The organism is Thiocapsa marina 5811 (assembly GCF_000223985.1).
GTDB classification, from domain to species: Bacteria; Pseudomonadota; Gammaproteobacteria; order Chromatiales; family Chromatiaceae; genus Thiocapsa; species Thiocapsa marina.
The window spans coordinates 135635-153949 of record NZ_AFWV01000009.1 but is presented as its reverse complement, the minus strand read 5'-3'; the positions used below and the strand labels follow the sequence as shown (position 1 = coordinate 153949).

General features: G+C 65.4%; 12 protein-coding genes. 7 read left to right on the top strand and 5 right to left on the bottom strand.

Annotated features, from left to right (window positions below; genetic code table 11):
* Positions 1–8 precede the first annotated feature (8 nt).
* Positions 9–1199 (bottom strand): SPOR domain-containing protein, encoded by a 1191-nt coding sequence (locus THIMADRAFT_RS14260; protein ID WP_007193761.1) that lies wholly within the window; start codon positions 1197–1199, stop codon positions 9–11.
* 174 nt (positions 1200–1373) lie between these two features.
* Between THIMADRAFT_RS14260 and THIMADRAFT_RS14255 the strand changes: the two genes are divergently transcribed.
* The gene (locus THIMADRAFT_RS14255) at positions 1374–1904 is read left to right on the top strand and encodes a low molecular weight protein-tyrosine-phosphatase (protein WP_007193760.1); all 531 of its coding nucleotides are present in this window, start codon (positions 1374–1376) and stop codon (positions 1902–1904) included.
* 22 nt (positions 1905–1926) lie between these two features.
* Here the strand turns inward: THIMADRAFT_RS14255 and THIMADRAFT_RS14250 are convergent, their stop codons facing one another.
* From THIMADRAFT_RS14250 to rne, 4 genes are all read right to left on the bottom strand, one after another.
* On the bottom strand, positions 1927–2664 hold the full coding sequence (locus tag THIMADRAFT_RS14250) for a polysaccharide deacetylase family protein (RefSeq protein ID WP_007193759.1): 738 nt from the start codon (positions 2662–2664) through the stop codon (positions 1927–1929).
* On the bottom strand, positions 2651–3736 hold the full coding sequence (locus tag THIMADRAFT_RS14245; protein ID WP_233490257.1) for a glycosyltransferase: 1086 nt from the start codon (positions 3734–3736) through the stop codon (positions 2651–2653). The genes THIMADRAFT_RS14250 and THIMADRAFT_RS14245 overlap by 14 nt, the downstream gene beginning before the upstream one ends.
* A gap of 43 nt (positions 3737–3779) precedes the next feature.
* Positions 3780–5060: a sulfotransferase gene (locus tag THIMADRAFT_RS14240; RefSeq protein ID WP_007193757.1), complete on the bottom strand. Its 1281-nt coding sequence runs from the start codon at positions 5058–5060 to the stop codon at positions 3780–3782.
* Between the two features lie 95 nt (positions 5061–5155).
* Positions 5156–8494: a ribonuclease E gene (gene rne, locus THIMADRAFT_RS14235; protein WP_139052838.1), complete on the bottom strand. Its 3339-nt coding sequence runs from the start codon at positions 8492–8494 to the stop codon at positions 5156–5158.
* 915 nt (positions 8495–9409) lie between these two features.
* Between rne and THIMADRAFT_RS14230 the strand changes: the two genes are divergently transcribed.
* The 6 genes from THIMADRAFT_RS14230 to THIMADRAFT_RS14205 all read left to right on the top strand — a co-directional run bounded on the left by THIMADRAFT_RS14230 (position 9410) and on the right by THIMADRAFT_RS14205 (position 18291).
* Entirely contained in the window at positions 9410–10345 is a 936-nt protein-coding gene (locus THIMADRAFT_RS14230; RefSeq protein ID WP_040731633.1) for an RluA family pseudouridine synthase, read from the top strand.
* On the top strand, positions 10342–11001 hold the full coding sequence (locus tag THIMADRAFT_RS14225; RefSeq protein WP_007193754.1) for an HAD-IA family hydrolase: 660 nt from the start codon (positions 10342–10344) through the stop codon (positions 10999–11001). The genes THIMADRAFT_RS14230 and THIMADRAFT_RS14225 overlap by 4 nt, the downstream gene beginning before the upstream one ends.
* Positions 11002–11265: 264 nt before the next feature.
* A complete protein-coding gene (locus THIMADRAFT_RS14220; protein WP_007193753.1) occupies positions 11266–12270 on the top strand; it encodes a S49 family peptidase in 1005 nt (334 codons plus the stop codon).
* Between the two features lie 138 nt (positions 12271–12408).
* Positions 12409–14421: an EAL domain-containing response regulator gene (locus THIMADRAFT_RS14215; protein ID WP_158308386.1), complete on the top strand. Its 2013-nt coding sequence runs from the start codon at positions 12409–12411 to the stop codon at positions 14419–14421.
* Positions 14422–14717: 296 nt separating this feature from the next.
* Complete coding sequence (locus THIMADRAFT_RS14210; protein ID WP_007193751.1) at positions 14718–16532, top strand: alkaline phosphatase PhoX; 1815 nt, start codon at positions 14718–14720, stop codon at positions 16530–16532.
* A gap of 70 nt (positions 16533–16602) precedes the next feature.
* Positions 16603–18291, top strand: a complete 1689-nt coding sequence (locus THIMADRAFT_RS14205) for a hypothetical protein (RefSeq protein ID WP_007193750.1) — start codon at positions 16603–16605, stop codon at positions 18289–18291.
* Positions 18292–18315 lie beyond the last annotated feature (24 nt).

Below are 18315 nucleotides of genomic sequence, written 5' to 3'. Positions count from 1 at the left end.
GAAAGCGGCTACCGCTGGATGTCGAGAATCCCGAGCCTGGTCTCGGGCGGAAAGTCGCGGATCCAGGTGTCGAGTATCGCCAATTGCGTCGGCAGTCTGTCGATGGCAGCGGACGCCTCGGAATACTGCGCGTAAAGACTGTGAATCAGGACAAACCAAGGCCGGCCCTGATAGCTCTCTTCGCGGAAGTAGACGCGGGACGGGAGCTCTTCGCTGCGAGCGAAATCAAGCAGCTCGTCGAGCGAATAAAATCCGATCAGTTGCAGTGCGAATGGCGTATTCCCGACCGTCACCGACGCCTCGGAGATGCTGGTCGAGACCGACTGCGGCGTTTGTGCGTCGGCGTCGAGGGTCAGTGCGGTCGGCTCGATGCTCTGTGGCGAGGCGTCGTCATCGCGGGGAGAGGGGTCGCCGGTCGGCTCGAGGTCGGATGCAGGGCCGGGTTCGGAGGATGCCTCGGGGACGGGCTCGGGCGTCGGCTCGACGTCCTGGCCGGCGGGCTCTTTCGGTGTCTGTGTCGGCGTCTGAGCGGTCTCGTTCCGGTTTGCGGTCACAGGCGGGGACGCCTCGGTCTCGGGTAGCGCTTGCGCGATCGTCGCCGATGCGTCTTCGAGCGGCGTGCCCGGCATCTCGGCGGCTGTGCTCGCGATGTTGTCCGGGGGCGACTCGCTCGACGCCGAAGCAAGCCCTGCCTGCCCTTGATCGATCGATGCCGACGCTGCGGTCGGCACCTGCGGTTCGGTGGCCTCGACACGCGGGGGCAAGGACTCCGAGATGGCCGCAACGGAGTCTCGCAGTTCGGCCAGACCTTCCCGCAGGGCTGCATCTTGGCTCGCGACGGCGGCGAGCTGCTCGTAGTCGACCCGCAGCCGGGCCACATCTTCGAACAGCGCGCGCCGTGCCGAATCCAGCTGGCCGTAGGCGAAGAACAAGGCACCGCCGAGCAGGGCGGCGACGAGCAGGAGTGCTCCGGCGAAGACCGATGCCTGATGTTTGAGCCTGGCCTCGACCTCTTCACGATGGGTCTGCCAGGCGCGCTGTAGACGATTGGTCGTCAGCCTTCGGTCATCGTCGACATCCGCGATTCGCGTCACAAGCGAGCTCTCGGCCGCTTGAAACTCAAGTCGATGGCGCGCCAACGCGTCGGATAGAGAGCCGATCTGATCGGCCAAAGCGGCCGTGTCTGGCGTGTTCTCCATGGGAGCCGCGTCCTTCAGTTAAACCGATGCTCGATTCGACCTGCCGCCTCGACATCCCGCCGCCGTGGCCTGGACGCGCGGGCGCTTCGCGCAGGATCGTCGATGCACCGAAATATTCGTGTTGGGTCGGTATATCATACCAGCCATGATCGACTTCGTCGGGCCGAGACCATCATGAATGAATCGAAACAGTCTGAATCGCAAAAGGTCAGGGTGCTTTTCGTGTGTATGGGCAACATCTGCCGCTCTCCCACGGCACACGGCGTCTTTCGACAGCTGGTCGTGGAGCGAGACTTGTCGCATCGCGTCGAGATCGATTCCGCCGGCACGCATGCCTATCACGTCGGCGAGCCGCCGGATCCGCGTGCACGTGCAACGGCGCTCGAGCGCGGGATCGATATCGGCGATCTGCGTGCCCGTCTGGCCGAGCGCGCCGATTTCGAGTCCTTCGACTACGTCTTGGCGATGGATCGAGACAACTACCGCATTCTGTCGAGCCTTTGTCCGGCGGGGATGGAGTCCAAGCTGCGGCTCTTCATGGAATTTGCGCCCGATCTCGGGGTGCGCGACGTGCCCGATCCCTATTATGGGGGTGCGCGCGGTTTCGATCAGGTCTTCGATCTGGTCGAGGCGGCCTCCCGAGGGCTCTTGGAAGACCTACTCAAGCGGCATCTTCGGTCGGCATCCGCGATGCCGAGCAGATGAGATGCGTTGGATGCGAGGCGGTCTAGTCCGCGGCGATCTCCGAGTAGCCGGCATGAGAGGAATAGCGACGAAGGTCCCGACGTAGATCCTCCGCGAGGCGAAGGTCGAGGTCGTCGGGATGGATACCGATGCGGATCCAGCCCCGCCGGGCGGCGCGCCGACGATTGAGCCGGTTCCAGGCACGAATCACGACCTTGCGCAAGGCGGTATCGGCCTCGTAGCCGGTGAGCGGGACCGGGTGCATCCGTCCGGTTTGGGCCGACAGCACCCCGCTGAAGAATTCATAGCGCGTGAACGGCAGGCTTGCGAGCATCGACCGCGGGACGGGCCCCATCGCCCAGGCCGGCGGACAATAGAGTGCCGGGGCGCCGAGGCCTTGGTCGACAAACCAGGCGTGACAGCGTGCGATCAGTCGATGAATGCCGTGCCGATCCAGCGCGAGGTGCTCGGCGACGTTGCGCGAGATGAGACGCGAGTGCACGTAATGCGCCAAACCCGTGATGCGCTCGACGCGATGGATCCAGCCGTGACCGGCAAGCTCGCAACCCATCGCCCTGAACCGTTGGAGACGCTCGATACCCTCTGTGCTCCAGCCGACGCCGGGAACCACCAGCAAGGTCACGGGCGTAATCCCTTCGGCGTCGAGTAGAGACAGGATGCGCTCGACCTGCGGCAAGGTTTCGGGCATGACGTCGTGCACCGAAACCAGCGCGCGGATAGGTCCGGCATTCGAGCCGGCTGCTGTTTCAACGTCCGACATCGACCGAATCCGTATAGTCACCGGACAAGACCGCGAGCCAATGTTGCAGGTTGCGGTGGTTGATGTCACGAGCGCCTTCGCGTCCCAGGTGCGCCTTGCGTTCGCGGATTGCAGGGTCCAGGTCGCGCAGCCGTGCCAAGGCGTCGGCGAGGTGCTCGCCCTCGTGGATCCGGAAGATGCCTCGGCTCAGCACATCCCAGCTCAGGATGCCGCAGGCCGAGGAGACCAACACCGGGCGTGCCCGCGCCATCGCCTCGAGCGCAATGGTCCCGAAGGACTCTACCGTGGAGGGCAGGATCAAGGCGTCCATCTCGTCGATCAAGGCCATGATCCGACTGCGGCGGACCCAGCCCGAATGGCTTAGGTTGGGTAACCCTCGGCATTGCTCCTCGACCCAGGTTCGCATGGGGCCGTCGCCGACGATCAGGAACTCGATGTCGGGGAGTCGGCGCGCCGCGGCGACGATGGCCTCCAAGTTCTTCTCGGGCGCCAAACGTCCGGCAAAGAGAACGCGAGCAAGATCCCGGCGCGCCGGTACGGGCTGAAAATCGAGAAACCGCTGCGGGATCGGTGTCGCCATAAGGCTGACGCGGCGAGCACCGATCGATCGCGCAATCGCCATCATCTCCTGCGAGTTCGCCAAGACCAGGTCGCTCTTGCCGAAGAGCAGCCGATGACAGGCGCCGAGGTAACCGTTGGCGATGCGGGCGCCGATACCCCAGTTCTGGAACAGCGTCGTCAGGGCCTCGAAGTGGGTGTGGAATCCAACCACCAGCGCAGCACCGCTGCGCTCGGCCAGATGCATCCCGAGCATGCCGAACGGGCCGGGAGTCGGGACGATGACGACATTGGGTCGGAGGCGATCGATGCGGCGGCTCACGAGCCAAGGGGAGGGCAAGACGATTTTCTGGGTCGGGTCGCCGGGGAGCGGGAGCGTCAGGCCCCCGTACCAAGTCCCGGCGCGGCACCGCGGGGCGACCAAATCGACCCGTGCGCCGGCGGCCCTGAGATGATCGGCAAGGTCGCGATAGTAAGCGCCCACACCGTTTCGCTCGGGTGCGGCGTCGGACACGATGGCAACTCGCAGCCCCGCGGCGCACGGAGGCATGAGCGTCCTAACACGAGTCTCCGCAGTGGATCGGTTCAGCATGGCGCACGGGTGTCCTGGTTGAGGATGAGCCCATGGGATCGTCGCCGGGCGTTGTGCCCGTCTGCATCGGCGATGCATTCGCCGCGGTTCGTGCCGAGCGGGCGGCAAGGCGGGCGAAGACGGGTCCCAGATCGCGATCGATGTCCCCCCGAGAGAGTCCGAACTGCTCCAGACTATAGGCGTGGGAGCTTCTGTAGGTTCCCGGCTCGCTCGCGTCTCGTGCGAGTGCGCCGCGGAGCTCCTCGTTCGGCGGTAGCCCGAGCTGCGCGTAGACGGCCTGCATCAGACGCGCGGGATCCGACTGCAAAGCGCGCATGGTAACCCATGCGCAGCGCTCTTCGGGTCGTTCTCCGAGTGCCGTTTCCAGATTCTTGTAATAGAAGCCGAGTTGATCGGTCAAGCGCTCGCGAAAATCGGGGGTCGCCGACAGGACATCGAAGAAGTCGATGCCGGCCTCGAGCGAGCTCAGTTGAGACGGAAGCGTGGCGTGCGGCTCGCGCAGACAGACGATGAAGCGCGCGTCGGGGAAGCTCGCGACGAGGCTGCCGGCCAGCGGGGCGAAGGCGGCATTCTTCGACAGGAGCCGCTTCTCGGGCCCGTGAACAAAGAGGTGGCGCTGCAGGCACCGATGATAGAAGTCCATCATCCGCGCACGCCGGGCCTGCGGCATGTCCCGGTCGAAGAGGCCCATTCGCCACAACAGATCCGAGTGCGGAAAGGGCAGAATGAGGATGAAGCACGCCAGCACCGGCATGAGCGCGAAGTAGTCTTCCTCCGGGTCGCTCAGGCGCATGGCGTGGACCGTATCGAGGCCCTTGAAGGCGTGGCGTTCGATCCAGTCGAGCATCCGCCCGAGCGGGCGCCCGATACGCGCATCGATCCGTCCGAGGCCGAGCCAGAACTTCCTTTGGGTGATCGAGGGTGCGAAGAGACATTCCCAGGTCGAGAAGGTCGTGAGGGCGGTGTCGCGTGCGATGAGACGATGGAGGTAGGTGGTCCCGCTGCGCGGGACCCCGAGCACGAACAACGGCTCGCGAATCACGACACGGCGATAGCCGCGGTAGAGGATTTCGTCGAGCAGAAAGCCGATCCAGTGGATCCCTTGGACCAAGGCGAAGAGCGGGATGAATCCACTCATCACCAGCATGCGTCCGGCGCTCGGGCGGGGATGGCCCGGACGCGGTATGAAGGTCCGATAGGTCAGGACGAGTAGGTTGGTCAGGCTCTCGAAAAACAGAGTGAGCATGGCGACACCGATGAGCCGACTCCCGGGGTTTGCGTTTCGATTTCGGCCGGTCGATTTGCGTCGAACGTCGACACAAATCGACCGCCGTCGCGCGCTTAGGCGCCGCCTTTAGGTTCGCTCGGGTCGGCGGTCGGGGAGGGCGCCGGAACAGGGGGTGTCGGCGGCGCGGCGACCGGTCCCGGAGCGAGAGGCTCGGGTCGTGGCGTTGCCCGATCATCGGTGTCCGCCCGGCTGCCGTTGCCTTCCGGCCGGGGTCTGTCGAGCGCGTGATGACGGGCATCGGCGTCGGACGTGCGATCGCTCGGCACCGAAGACAGAGGGGGCTCCGCGACGGGCTCCGGGCGAGGCATCATGGCGGGAGGCAGGGTCCTGCGGGGTGCCTCCTCGATTGGCGCAATCGGCTCCCGTGCCGGGGCACGATGGGGGTCCGCTGTCGTCGGCTCACTCGCCGGGGTATCCGGACTGCTCGATACGGTTGGCTGACTCCCTGCGGCATCTTGCTTGCTCGATGCGGTTGGCTCGGCCGCCGGGTTCTCCTTCTCCTGCCTCACCGGCGCGCTCTGCTCGCTGCGTGTCGGCTCATCGGCGCCCGATCCCGCCGATTGTGGCTCGGCGCTCGGAGCATCACCCTGCGAGTCAACTGCCCGGCCGCGGGCCGCTCTCTCGGATCGGTGCTCGCGGGCTTGGGAGAGCGTCTCGCTCGACACCTCGTGCGCGGACCGGTCAGCCGGCGACGCGCTGTCGGGCTGCGCGGAGTGGGGATCCGAAACGGCGTCGGTGCTGCCCGACTCTCCGGCCGTCGCGTCCTTGGCCTCCGCGCCAGCCGAAGCGCGTCGACGATTGCGGCCGCCGCGACGTCGACGCGAGGAGCGCGGACGCTCGCCGGCCGGCGGTGCGTTACCCTCGTGGCCCTGGTCGGCCCCGGCATCCGGGGTTTCATTCGATGTGGTTTCCACCCCTTCTGCGCGCTCCGGGGTACGCGTCTCCTCGGCACGTTCGGCCGGACGACGGCGTTCGGTCGATTCGGTCGGGGTTGCTTCTGCTGCTCTCGTCTCGGCAGCGGGCTCTTCCGTCGCCGGTCGAGCCGCCGTTCCGGGTCCGGAGTTGTCTCCGCCGGGCGCGACCATCAACGGATGATCCTCCGGCCGGGTGCCCCTTTTGGGCGTGGATGCTCGATCGTCGGCTCGCGGCGCTGCCTCCTCACCGCGGCGTTTGGTCTGTTCTCGACCTTCGCCGCGCTCTCCGGCTCCCTCGTCGGAGCGGGAGTCCTGCTCGCGCGATGCGTCGCCGCTCATGCGGGCGTCATCGCTCGAGCCGGAGCCGCGCCGACCGCGTCCGCGAGAACCGCTGCGGCGCGAGCGTGTCTCGCCGCTGCGACGGCTCTGCGCCTGCTCATCGGTTTCGGACCGGCTCTCGCCTGCTGTAGAGGCATCCTCGCTGCCTTGAGCGGCTTCCGTCCGGCCGCGACTCGGCTCCGAGCGCGTCTGCTGATCCTGTGCCGCCCGGGCGGGTCGACCCTGATCCTGGCGGTTGCGTTCGCCCGATGACTCGTCGCGGCGACCCTGGGATGGTCTGTCCTGGCCGCGACGCTCGCCGGAACGGGCGGTGTGCCGTGATTGCTGCGTGCGCGGCGCGGCTTCGTGCGGGGTAGACTCCGCCGTAGCGGGACTGCGGCTTACAGGGGGAGTCGCTTCGGGCTGGCGCGGCGCGAACAGCCCGGTCCAGATCCGTTTGAGCAGGCTTTCGGGCTCGCCGCGCTCCGGCTCGTGCTGTACCGGCGCCTCGGGTTGCGGTGTGGGTGTCCAGCGTTGCGGGGCCGGTGTTGCGGGCGAGACCTGCTTGACCGCCGGCTCCTCCGCCTGCACGGGTTGACCGAGCTTGGCGTAAAAGGGCGCAGCCTTCGTCTCCGGCAATGCGGTCAGCTCGTAGCTCGACTGATCCGGAACGAGCTTGCCCGCGTCCTGGGCGCGGACGCGCTCGATCTGATACTCCGGCGTTTCGAGTGCCTCGTTGGGCAGCAAGAGGACCTCGACGCCTTGGCGCTGCTCGATCTCCAGAATGCCGCGGCGCTTCTCGTTGAGCAGGAAGGTCGCGACGCTGACCGGCAGCTGGGCGACGATGCGGTGGGTGTTCTCCTTCATCGCCTCTTCTTCGACAATGCGCAGGATCGACAGCGCGAGTGACTCCACTCCGCGAATGGTCCCCTGGCCCTTGCAGCGCGGGCAGACCTGCTGGCTCGACTCCCCGAGCGAGGGGCGCAGGCGCTGGCGCGACATCTCCAGCAGACCGAAGCGCGAGATGCGCGCAACCTGCACGCGCGCACGGTCGTGTTTGAGCGCATCGCGCAGACGATTCTCGACCTCGCGCTGGTTCTTCGGCGGCGTCATGTCGATGAAGTCGATGACGAAGAGCCCGCCGAGGTCGCGCAGACGCAGCTGGCGGGCGATCTCGTCGGCCGCTTCGAGGTTGGTGTTGAGCGCGGTCTCCTCGATGTCCGCGCCCTTGGTGGCGCGCGCCGAGTTGATGTCGACCGAGGTCAGCGCCTCGGTGTGGTCGATCACGATCGAGCCGCCCGAGGGCAGGCGCACCTCGCGCTGGAAGGCCGATTCGATCTGGCTCTCGATTTGATAGCGGGTGAAGAGCGGGACCTCGTCCTGGTAGAGCTTGAGCTTCTTCAGATTGCTCGGCATCACCTGCCGGATGAAGCTCTCGGCCCGCTCGAAGACGGCCTTGTTGTCGATCAGGATCTCGCCGATGTCCACGCGCAGATAGTCGCGGATCGAGCGGATGATGACGTCGCTCTCTTGATAGATCAGGAAGGGGGCCTTGCGGTCCTGGGCCGAGGTCTCGATCGCCTTCCAGAGCTGAAGCAGGTAGTCCAGGTCCCACTGGAGCTCCTCGACGTTCTTGCCCACGCCCGCGGTGCGCACGATCAGGCCCATGTCCTCGGGGATCTCGAGCTGACTCATGGCGTCGCGCAGCTCGCTGCGATCCTGGCCCTCGATGCGTCGCGACACGCCACCGGCGCGCGGGTTGTTGGGCATCAAGACCAGATAGCGGCCGGCCAGCGAGATGAAGGTGGTGAGTGCCGCGCCCTTGTTGCCGCGCTCTTCCTTGTCGATCTGAACGACCACCTCGCGACCCTCGCGCACCGACTCCTTGATGCTGACACGCGAGCCGGGTTTGACGCTGTCGGGCTCGAAGTAGGCCCGCGCGATCTCTTTGAGCGGAAGGAAACCGTGCCGATCGGCACCGTAGTCGACGAAGGCGGCCTCGAGGCTGGGCTCGACGCGGGTGATGATGCCTTTGTAGATGTTGGCCTTTTTCTGCTCTCGGCCGGGGGACTCGATGTCGAGGTTGTAGAGCTGTTGACCGTCGACGGTCGCGACACGCAACTCTTCGGGCTGAGTTGCGTTGATCAGCATGCGTTTCATAGGGTTGTTTTCCGCGCCACGACGCGTCTCCCGTTTCGGGGACTGCTCGCCGTGCGCCCCGGCAAACCCGCGGACGGCTCGGCGTGTCGCCGCCGTGCCGACGAATCGGCCCGACGGCATCGGCAGCGTCCGTTCAGGCAGGCACTTCGGCCGGTCCGAACGGGCACGCGCGTAGTCAGTAGTGTTGTGTCGTCGACGAGCGCCCATTCGGGCACTCGCACCTGATCCGCCCGCCCGGTTGGAGGGGCCGATCGCGGGAGCGGCGAGGTCGGCGCCGGCTGCGCTGGTTTGCCGTCGTGCAGGGCGCGCGGCGCTCACAGGGTGTAGAATGCGCGGTCACTCGACGAAACGAGTCCGCGACACCACTCGAGATCCCGCACATCGGCCTGCTCGGACATCGGATGCCGGCATAAGGGTCGGGGCCTTCCGAGCGGATCTAGCTCCGCTCGCTCCGGTATCGTGACCGACCCTTGGCTGCGCTCGCCGCTCCGGGAAAAAATCGCGTTTCCGCTGGCCAGCGCAAGCGTCCAAGTGTATCAGTAAACCTTATTTAGCATCAATTGAGCCACCAGGCAGGCGCCATCATTCGTGAATCGACCCCATCGTCGTGCCGATCGCCGTCCGAGCAAGCATGCCGACGTCCGTGCGAGCGGGCGTCGAGACGGGCCCGGAGTGCGCCCGGGTTCCGAGCGCGCCGTCCCCCGGGGCGCTGCGCCCGGGAGCCCCGGCGCCAAGAGTCGCGCCCCTGCCGGTGCTGACTCGAGAAGCGCCGTTGCCCGACGGGCCGGCCCTGAAACGACTCGTCCGAAGATCGCCGGATCCGGACGCGCGCAGCTCAAACGTTCAGGCACGAAGCCCGCGGTTGCCGAGCGTCCGCGGCCCGAGCCCGAGCTCCGCGACGATTCGGCCGTACGCGTGCTCTGCGTCGATGCCGAGTCCGACGGACAGCGCATCGACAACTTTCTCCTGCGCCACCTCAAGGGTGTGCCGCGCAGCCACCTCTATCGGGTCATGCGCCGCGGCGAGGTCCGCGTCAACAAGGGCCGGGTCAAGGCCAGTCATCGCCTGCGCACGGGCGATCTGGTGCGCATCCCGCCGGTGCGCACGGCCCTTGCGGAGACGCCTGTCAGGGTGCCGGCTTCGCGTCTCGCCCCGCTCGCGGAGGCCGTCCTCTACGAGGACGAACGCCTGCTGGTCATCGACAAGCCCGCCGGGCTTGCCGTGCATGGCGGCAGCGGCCTGAGCTACGGCCTGATCGAGTCGCTGCGTGAGCTGCGGCCCGGTCGCGAGCTGGAGCTGGTGCACCGCCTGGATCGCGACACCTCCGGCTGTCTGGTCATCAGCAAGCGGCGCAGTGCGCTGCGCGAGCTTCACGAGCTGATCCGCGAGGGCGGTATGGACAAGCGCTATCTGGCGTTGATCGTCGGGGAGCTCGAACGCGCGAAGGTGAACGTGGATGCGCCGCTGAAGAAGAACCTGCTGCAAGGCGGGGAGCGGATGGTCCAGGTCGATCAGGACGACGGGAAGCCGGCACGCACGGTGTTTCGACGTCTGGGTCGGTTCCGCGCCGAGTCGGGCGTGCTCACCCTGGTCGAGGCCGAGCTGATCACCGGACGGACGCATCAGATCCGCGTCCATGCCGCCCATCTGGGAACCCCCTTGGCAGGCGATCCCAAATACGGCGACGAGGGCGCGAATCGCGCACTCAAGACTCAAGGATTGTCGCGCTTGTTTTTACATGCTTCCGCCTTGAGTTTTCAGCTCCCGAGCGCCGACCGGCCAAACCGGGTCGAGGCGCCCCTGCCCGATGACCTCGAGCGCTTCCTTTCTGCACTGGAGCCTGCCGCGTGACCTTTGACTTGATCGTGTTCGACTGGGACGGAACCCTGATGGATTCCGAGGCGCGCATCGTGAACTGTCTTCAAGCGGCGTTCGGCGATCTCGGCTTGAAGCCGCCCGGGCGCGAGGCCGCGCGGGACGTGATCGGACTGGGCCTGGACGAGGCGCTCCTGCGGCTGCATCCCGGGGCGGATCCGCAGACCGTCCGAGACTTGGTCACCGGCTATCGCCGTTACTTTCTCGAGATCGACTCGACGCCCTCCGTGCTCTTCGCCGGCGCTCGCGAGACCTTGAGCGAGCTGGCAAACGAGGGCTACCGCTTGGCCGTCGCCACCGGTAAAGGTCGTGTCGGACTCGACAGGGCCCTCGCCGATACCGGCTTGGGTGGGCTCTTTCATGCGACCCGTTGCGCCGACGAGACCTTCTCCAAGCCCAACCCGCAGATGCTGCTCGAGCTGATGGACGAGCTCGGCGCCGATGCCTCCGCCACGCTGATGATCGGCGATACCGAGTACGACATGCAGATGGCCGTGAATGCACGCACCAAGGCACTTGCCGTGTCCTACGGTGTCCATCCGGTCGAGCGACTGATGACGCACGCCCCGTTGGACTGCCTTCACGACATCTCGGCGCTGCCCGCCTGGTTGGCCGGTTACGGCATAGGCTGAGCCGAGATCGCGGTACTTCGCGCTGCGCGGCCCGGATGTCGCCGAGACCGAACGCCTACACCGCGTCCGGATCGAGAGGCTCGTTTTCGAGTGAGCTTGACCCTTGGAGCATCCAGGCCCCTTTGCGGGGACGCGGTTTAAAACGATCTATTTCTTCATCTCTTAAACCGCGCAGACTCCAGCGGTCGTCAAGTCTGCCGATGCCGATCCCATCCAAAAACATCGCATACCGCGCCCGGCGCGGTTTAACCCGGGGAGTGACCCATGAATTGGACGTTTTGGACCAAGCGCCGCGACGAGATGCCGTCGACCGACGCGCCCGATTGGGAGCGCGCCCTAATCAACAAGCTTGCGCTTGAACATCTGCGCGACCAGAGACGCGGCCGCCGCTGGGGCATCTTCTTCAAGACCCTGATCCTGGTCTATCTGATCGCGCTCGTCATCGCCGCCTACTCGCAGGATCTGCTCGAGCGCATTTCCCCGAGCGAGGAGCACACGGCCGTGATCGACATCAAGGGCGTCATTGCACCCGAGGCCGACGCGAGCGCTGACCGCGTGATCACGGCCCTTCGTGACGCCTTCGAGGCCGATAAGGTCAAGGGCATCATCCTGCGCATCAACAGCCCCGGCGGCAGCCCGGTCCAGGCCGGCTACATCAACGACGAGATCAAGCGGCTGAAGGCCAAGTACAAGGACGACAACGACAAGGAGATGCCCGTTTATGCCGTGGCGACGGACATCTGCGCCTCGGGCGGCTATTACATTGCCGTTGCCGCGGATTCGATCTACGCCGACAAGGCCAGTCTCGTCGGCTCCATCGGCGTGCGCATCGGCAGCTTTGGTCTGAACGAGGCGATCCAGGAGCTCGGGATCGAGCGGCGCCTGCTGACCGCCGGGGAGAACAAGGGGATCCTCGACCCCTTCTCGCCACTGCCGGAGGATCAACGGGCCTTTATCCAGACGGTTCTCGACAACCTGCATGACCAGTTCATCGCCGAGGTCAAGGCCGGCCGCGGCGACCGCCTGAATGGCGGCGAGGAGATCTTCAGCGGGCTCTTCTGGAGCGGCCAGGAGGCGGTCGCGCTGGGCTTGGTCGACGATCTCGGCAGCTCCAGCTCGGTCGCACGCGACGTGATCGGCGCGGAAACCCTGGTTGATTACACCAAGAAACGCGATCTCTTCGAGAGCTTCTCGCGACGGATCGGCGCGAGCTTTGCGGCCGGGCTGGTCGAGGCGCTCGGCGGGGCAGCACCGCGCATCAGCTATTGATGCCGTCGGTCACGCGGGCTCGGGAGTTGTTCACGTAACGTGCTCGGTTTATCCTCGGCACCGATGACCTCGGGCCGAGCGCGCCCCGTCGGCGCGAGCGTTCGAGGTCTCGGCCCACCCTGGACGAGACCGATGACCATGAATCAGACGATCGCCGATGCCGGATCCGCGCCCGCGATCCATCTTCTGAGCGGCAACGCCGATTTAACGTTACCGCTTCGGGCGCTCTTGCTCGCGCAGGGGTTCATGCTCGAAACCTTCGAAACGCCCGAGAGGTTGATCGGCGCAAACCCAAGCTCGCGTGCCCTCTTGCTCGTCGACCTCGATGCGCTCCCCGATGCGGACACGCTCGGCGGACTCGTCGCGCAACTGCAACAGCACGGCAAGCAACCGATCCCGCTGGTCTGTCTGGCCCCCGGGAGCGACATCCGCTCCCGACTCGTCGCGATGCGCGCGGGCGCCACGGACTATCTGAAGATGCCCATGGAGGTCGAGGAGCTCACCGATCGGCTCCTGGATCTGGCCGGCACGCAGGCGGTGTCCCCCGATCGTGTGCTCGTGGTCGACGATCAGCCCGTCGCCGCGCTCTTCGCCGCCCGCGTGCTCGAGTCGGCCGGCATCTTGACCGAGCGCGTCGGCGACCCCCTCGCGGTGCTCGATGCACTCGATGCCTTTGTTCCGGATCTGGTGCTCATGGATCTGCACATGCCCGGCGCGTCCGGCATCGAGCTGACCCGGATCATCCGCGAGCAAGACCGTTTCGCCGATCTGCCGATCGTCTTTCTCTCCGCCGAACTCGACGCCGAGCAACAGATGGCGGCGTTGCGTGTCGGGGGCGATGACTTCCTCGCCAAGCCGGTCGCCCCGGAGCATCTCGTCACCTGCGTCAAGCAGCGACTGGCGCGGGCACGCGAACGCGCGCGACGCCGAAGCGGTCCGGATGCCGTCGATGCGCTTACCGGTCTTGCGAGTCTCGGACGCCTCCTGGGGCGCCTCGGTCAGTTGATCGGCCGGGGCGGGTCCGACGTGGATCGTCGCGCGCTGGTCGTGCTGGATCTTGCCGGTGACGAGCCCGCGCTGATGCGTCTTGCGGGCGCGGTCGCCGAGTCGTGCAGTGCCGCGGATCTGGCCGCGCGTGTCGGCGAGTGCAGTCTGGCCGCTCTGATAAGACGCGACGACGCGGCAAGCCTCGAGCGCGCCGTCGGGCAGCTCGCGGAGGAGCTGTCTCGGGCCGGCTTCGCCTTGCTGCCAGGCCCCGCCGTCGGAATCGGGTGGTGCACCTTGGCGAACAGCGGCGGGGACGCCGTCACCTTGATGTCCCGGGCGGCCAAGGCAGCGCGCTCGGCCCGTAAAGCCGGGGATGGTCTGCCGCTGGGCTACGGTTGCGACCCCGTGCCTGCCTGTACATCGGACCAGGACGCCGTGTCGACAGCTATCCTGACCGAACGGCTGCAATTACTCTTCGAGCCCATTGTCTCCCTGACCCCGGCACCGAGCGCGCGCTACGAGGTCTCGCCTCGCTTGGCTACCCCGGACGGCGAGCTGCTCTCTCCGGTCGACTTCATGCCGCTCGCAAAGCGCCGCGGACTGGCCGAGCAACTGGATGCCTGGCTCATGAGCAGCGCTCTGGACGCCCTCACGGCCTGTCGAGACGCCGGCCAGCCGGCACAGCTTTTTCTTTACCAATCGCTCATCGGCGCGGGGCGTGACGATTGGGTCGACCGGATTCGCGAAGAGATCAACCGGCGCGACCTCTTTCGCTTGCGGCCCGTGATCCAGTTTCAGGTCGAAGAAGCGGCTGACGACACGGGGCTCGCAGCCGACCGCGTCGCTCGATTGGCACGGCTCGGCATCCCGGTGTGTCTGAACGGCGTCGATGACGGCGAGGCCTCGGAGCGGGTGCTCGCGCGTGTCCCGGCCGCCTTCGCACGCGTCGCGCGCACCATGGCGCAGTCGCTCGATGCCGAGCCGCTCGCCGACCTGGTTCAGCGCCTGCGTGAACGCCGTCGTGCCGTGATCGCCGGCGGAGTCGATAGCCCGGAGATCATCGCGCGTCTGTGCCGCGCCGGTGTCGATCTCCTCCAAGGGCCCTTCGTCCAGCCCCCGAGTGCTGTCATGGATTACGATTTCAGCGGGGTGGATACGAACTGATCGTAGCTTGAGACCCTTGATTGGCTTCGAGCCGCTCGTCGGTTCATCGACGGTCGAAATCGTTGCCGCTCGAAATGAAGGAGGAGCTGTCGTCGGCTGCAAGCCGGTTGGGGTCGATGACATCTCTGGCTCTTGCCTTCATCTGATCTCGGGCCGAGGCCAGGGTTTCCGTAGCGCCGTCCCATCATGCCGCAACCGCGCGGCAAACGAACGGTCACCGACCTGACACAACCGTCCGATAGTCTGTTCCGTCGAGAGTTCAACCAATCGACATCTATCCGACGGAGGAAGACGTGATGCGTCCAACCAAGATGAGTCTTGCCGTGAGCGTGTTGCTCGGCACCACGGCGGCGTCCCTTGCCTCGGCAGGGACAGTGGAGTTTTTAGAGGCGCCCGTGCCGCGGACCGACGCCGAGAAGCGGGCGATCCTGACTTCGGAGTATGCGGTCCTCGACGGGGTCCGGATCCCCATGCCGTACCGGACGATCCTCCGTTCCGGCGATAGCGGGACGAACGACCCGGCGGGGGGAGTCTTCGGACAGCTCATCGACATCAACGGCAACCCGCTGTTGGCCGAAGACGGCTCCTCCTTCATCTCGAGCGACAACGATTTCTCCTCGTTGCTTCCGGGCGAGCAGGACATCGTCTACATGGTGTCGCACTTCGAGTCTCGCCCCGGCGGGCTTTACTTGACCGAGATGCGTCAGAATCCGCTGAACGGCATCCTGACAGCCGAACGCACCCGTCCGCTTGATCTCTCCGACGCCAACGGCGGCTGGGTGCACTGCGCCGGCAGCGTGACGCCCTGGGGAACCCATCTGGGCTCGGAAGAGTACGAGCCCGATGCGAAGCAGTGGCGCGACGGCACCATCAGTGAATATAACGCCGCGATGGCCAGCTACTTCAACGCCTCGCCGAGCGATGCCGCGACTGTCATGAATCCCTACGACTACGGCTACGTGGTCGAGGTGGAGGTGGACAGCTTCGAGAACGCGACGGTGCGCAAGCAATACGCGATGGGTCGTGTCGCGCTGGAGCTCGGCTACGTGATGCCCGACAGAAAGACCGTCTATCTCTCGGACGACGGAACGAACGTGGCCCTTTACCGGTTCGTGGCATCGACTCCGGGCAACCTCGGCGCAGGCACGCTCTGGGGTGCGCAGTGGAAGGCCGTCGGACCTCAACAGGGCATGGGTAGTGCGAAGCTGAACTGGATCAACCTCGGCTATGCGACCGCCGAGCAGGTCAAGGAATGGATCGCCAGCTATCGCTTCGAAGATATCTTCGATGAAGTCGAGCCGGACGAGGGCAGCGGCTCCTGCCCGGATGGATTCACCTCCATCAACGCCGGGCACGAAGACGGCGATCATCAGTGCCTTAAGCTCAGAGACGTCAATCAAGACGGCGTGATCGGCTGGGACGACGAGCTGATCGCATCGCGTCTCGAGACTCGTCGCTGGGGCGCGATGCAGGGCATGACGACAGAGTTCCGGAAGATGGAAGGGATCACGTTCGATGCCGACCACAATCGACTCTACCTGGCGATGTCCGAGGTCGATCGAGGCATGCTCGATTTCGGTCGAGTCGGTCGCGACGGCGTATACGACAAGTACGACATCGGCGGTCCCAATCACATCGCGCTCCCGTCCGGCAACGTCTGCGGTGCTGTCTACGCACTCGACCTGGACAGCAACTACACGGCCTGGAATATTTGGGGTCTTGTGCAAGGCACGCCGATGACGGCGGACTACGGTGCGTCTGTCGACTCGCCCGACTATGACGGTATCAACAAGTGCGACGTCGAAGGTATCGCCAATCCCGACAACATCACCTATGTGGCAAACTACGACACCCTGATCATCGGTGAGGACACGGGTAGCGGACACCAGAACGACATGGTTTGGGCCTATAACCTGACGTCTCGGGAGCTGACCCGGATCCAAACCACGCCATACGGTTCGGAGACCACCTCGCCGTACCTCTCCAACATCAACGGGTTCGCCTATTTGATGTCGGTTATCCAGCATCCCTACGGAGAGTCGGACGGCGACAAGCTCGAAGATCCGGCGGACGCTCGCGGATACACGGGTTACTTCGTCTTCCCGCTATAACGAACGGGTCTCGATAGGCGCTCCGAGCGAGCGCCCGTCGAGGCCGATCAGCACCCTTCGGAGCCAGACGATGACGACCCGATACTGCATGCTGCTTTGTGCTGCAGTGGCCAGCAACACCATCGCGGGCGGTGAATCGGAGCCCCTGCCATTAAAGGCGCGGATCCTGTCAAACGAGACAGCCCATATCCCCGCTCAGTGCTACACCAAGACCGAAGATGTACGCGGAGACGTGCACAACCCTTGCTATGCATGCCACACACCATCCGATGCCCCGAACTACCTCAATGACGGGGATCTTCAGCTCGCCTACGATTTTCCGCTGCCTGCCGAGCGCAATCCCTGGCGAAATCTCTTCGAGGATCGCAGGGAAGCCGTCCAGGCGCTCAGCGACGATGAGATCCTGGACTACATTCGGCGCAGCAACTATCTCGACGACGACGGCAACATCATCCCCGCGGTGACCCTCGCCTCGGTGCCGCCGGATTGGGACTACGATGACAACGGCCAATGGGAGGGCTTCGTTCCGGACGCCTATCTCAAATTCGACGCCGAGGGATTCGATCGCGCACCCGACGGCACCTTGACCGGCTGGCGTGCCTTTGCCTACTACCCGTTCCTCGGTAGTTTCTGGCCGACCAACGGCTCGACCGACGATGTCATGATCCGTTTGCCCGAGCCGTTCCGACGCAACACCGATGGAGAAATGGATCTGAGCGTCTACAAGACCAATCTCGCGATCGTCGAAGCCCTGGTCCGAGAGGCCGACGTTGTCATCGATCCGGTCGACGAGATCGGCCTCGGTGGCGTCGATCTCGACAAGGACGGCTCGCTTGGCGTCGCGCGGAAGGTCGTCTATGACTGGGCCCCGCTCGAAGGCAGATCGATGTGGTATGTCGGGCAGGCATTGGCGGAGCAGCGCGCCGGCCGGGCTCATCTCGCCGCGCGCCTCTATCCGGAGGGCACCGAGTTTCTCCACACCGTGCGTTATATCGAGACCGAGGGGCCTGTTGGATACGGGGAATCGGTCAAGATCGGCGATAATCGCCTCTCGGCGCGGATGAAGGAGGTCCGTTACGCCCGCAAGCGCTACTGGATGAGCTATGCCAGGCTCGAGAGCCGGATGGCCGGCGAGCTCAAAGAGAAGCATGACTTTCCGGATCGCATCCGAACTGTTCGCGGTAATCTCGAAGCCGGTGTCAGCAATGACCAAGGTTGGGTCTACGCCGCGATGATCGAGGATGCCGACGGAGCGCTGCGACCGCAAAGCTATGAAGAGCTCGTGTTCTGTGTCGGTTGCCACAGCGGGATCGGCGCCACCACGGATTCGAGCTTCGCCTTTCCGCGCAAGCTCGACGCGGACGGTTATCGAAGGGGCTGGTATCATTGGAGTCAGCGTGGTCTGCGTGGCCTTCATGAACCTGTGCGCCGCGACGGCCGACCCGAGTACGCCTTTTATTTGGAAACCAACCGGGCAGGGGACGAGCTGCGCGAGAATGAAGAGGTGCGCGCGCGCTTCTTCACCGCGGAAGGGGACGTGATCCCCGAGCGTCTCGACGCGCTGCGGCAGGACATCGCCGAGCTGCTGTATGCCTCTCCCGAGCGCGCCTTGGCCCTCAACAAGGCCTACCGCGTGATCGTGCAGGAACAGGGCTTTGTCTTCGGGCGCGACGCAACCGTTGCGCCGGTCGGCAACGTCCACGAAGTCGTCGAGGGCGGCAAGGCAACCGGTGTGCAAGAGGCGGTTTCCGGTCTCTGACCTGGATCCGTCGGCAGTCTTTGG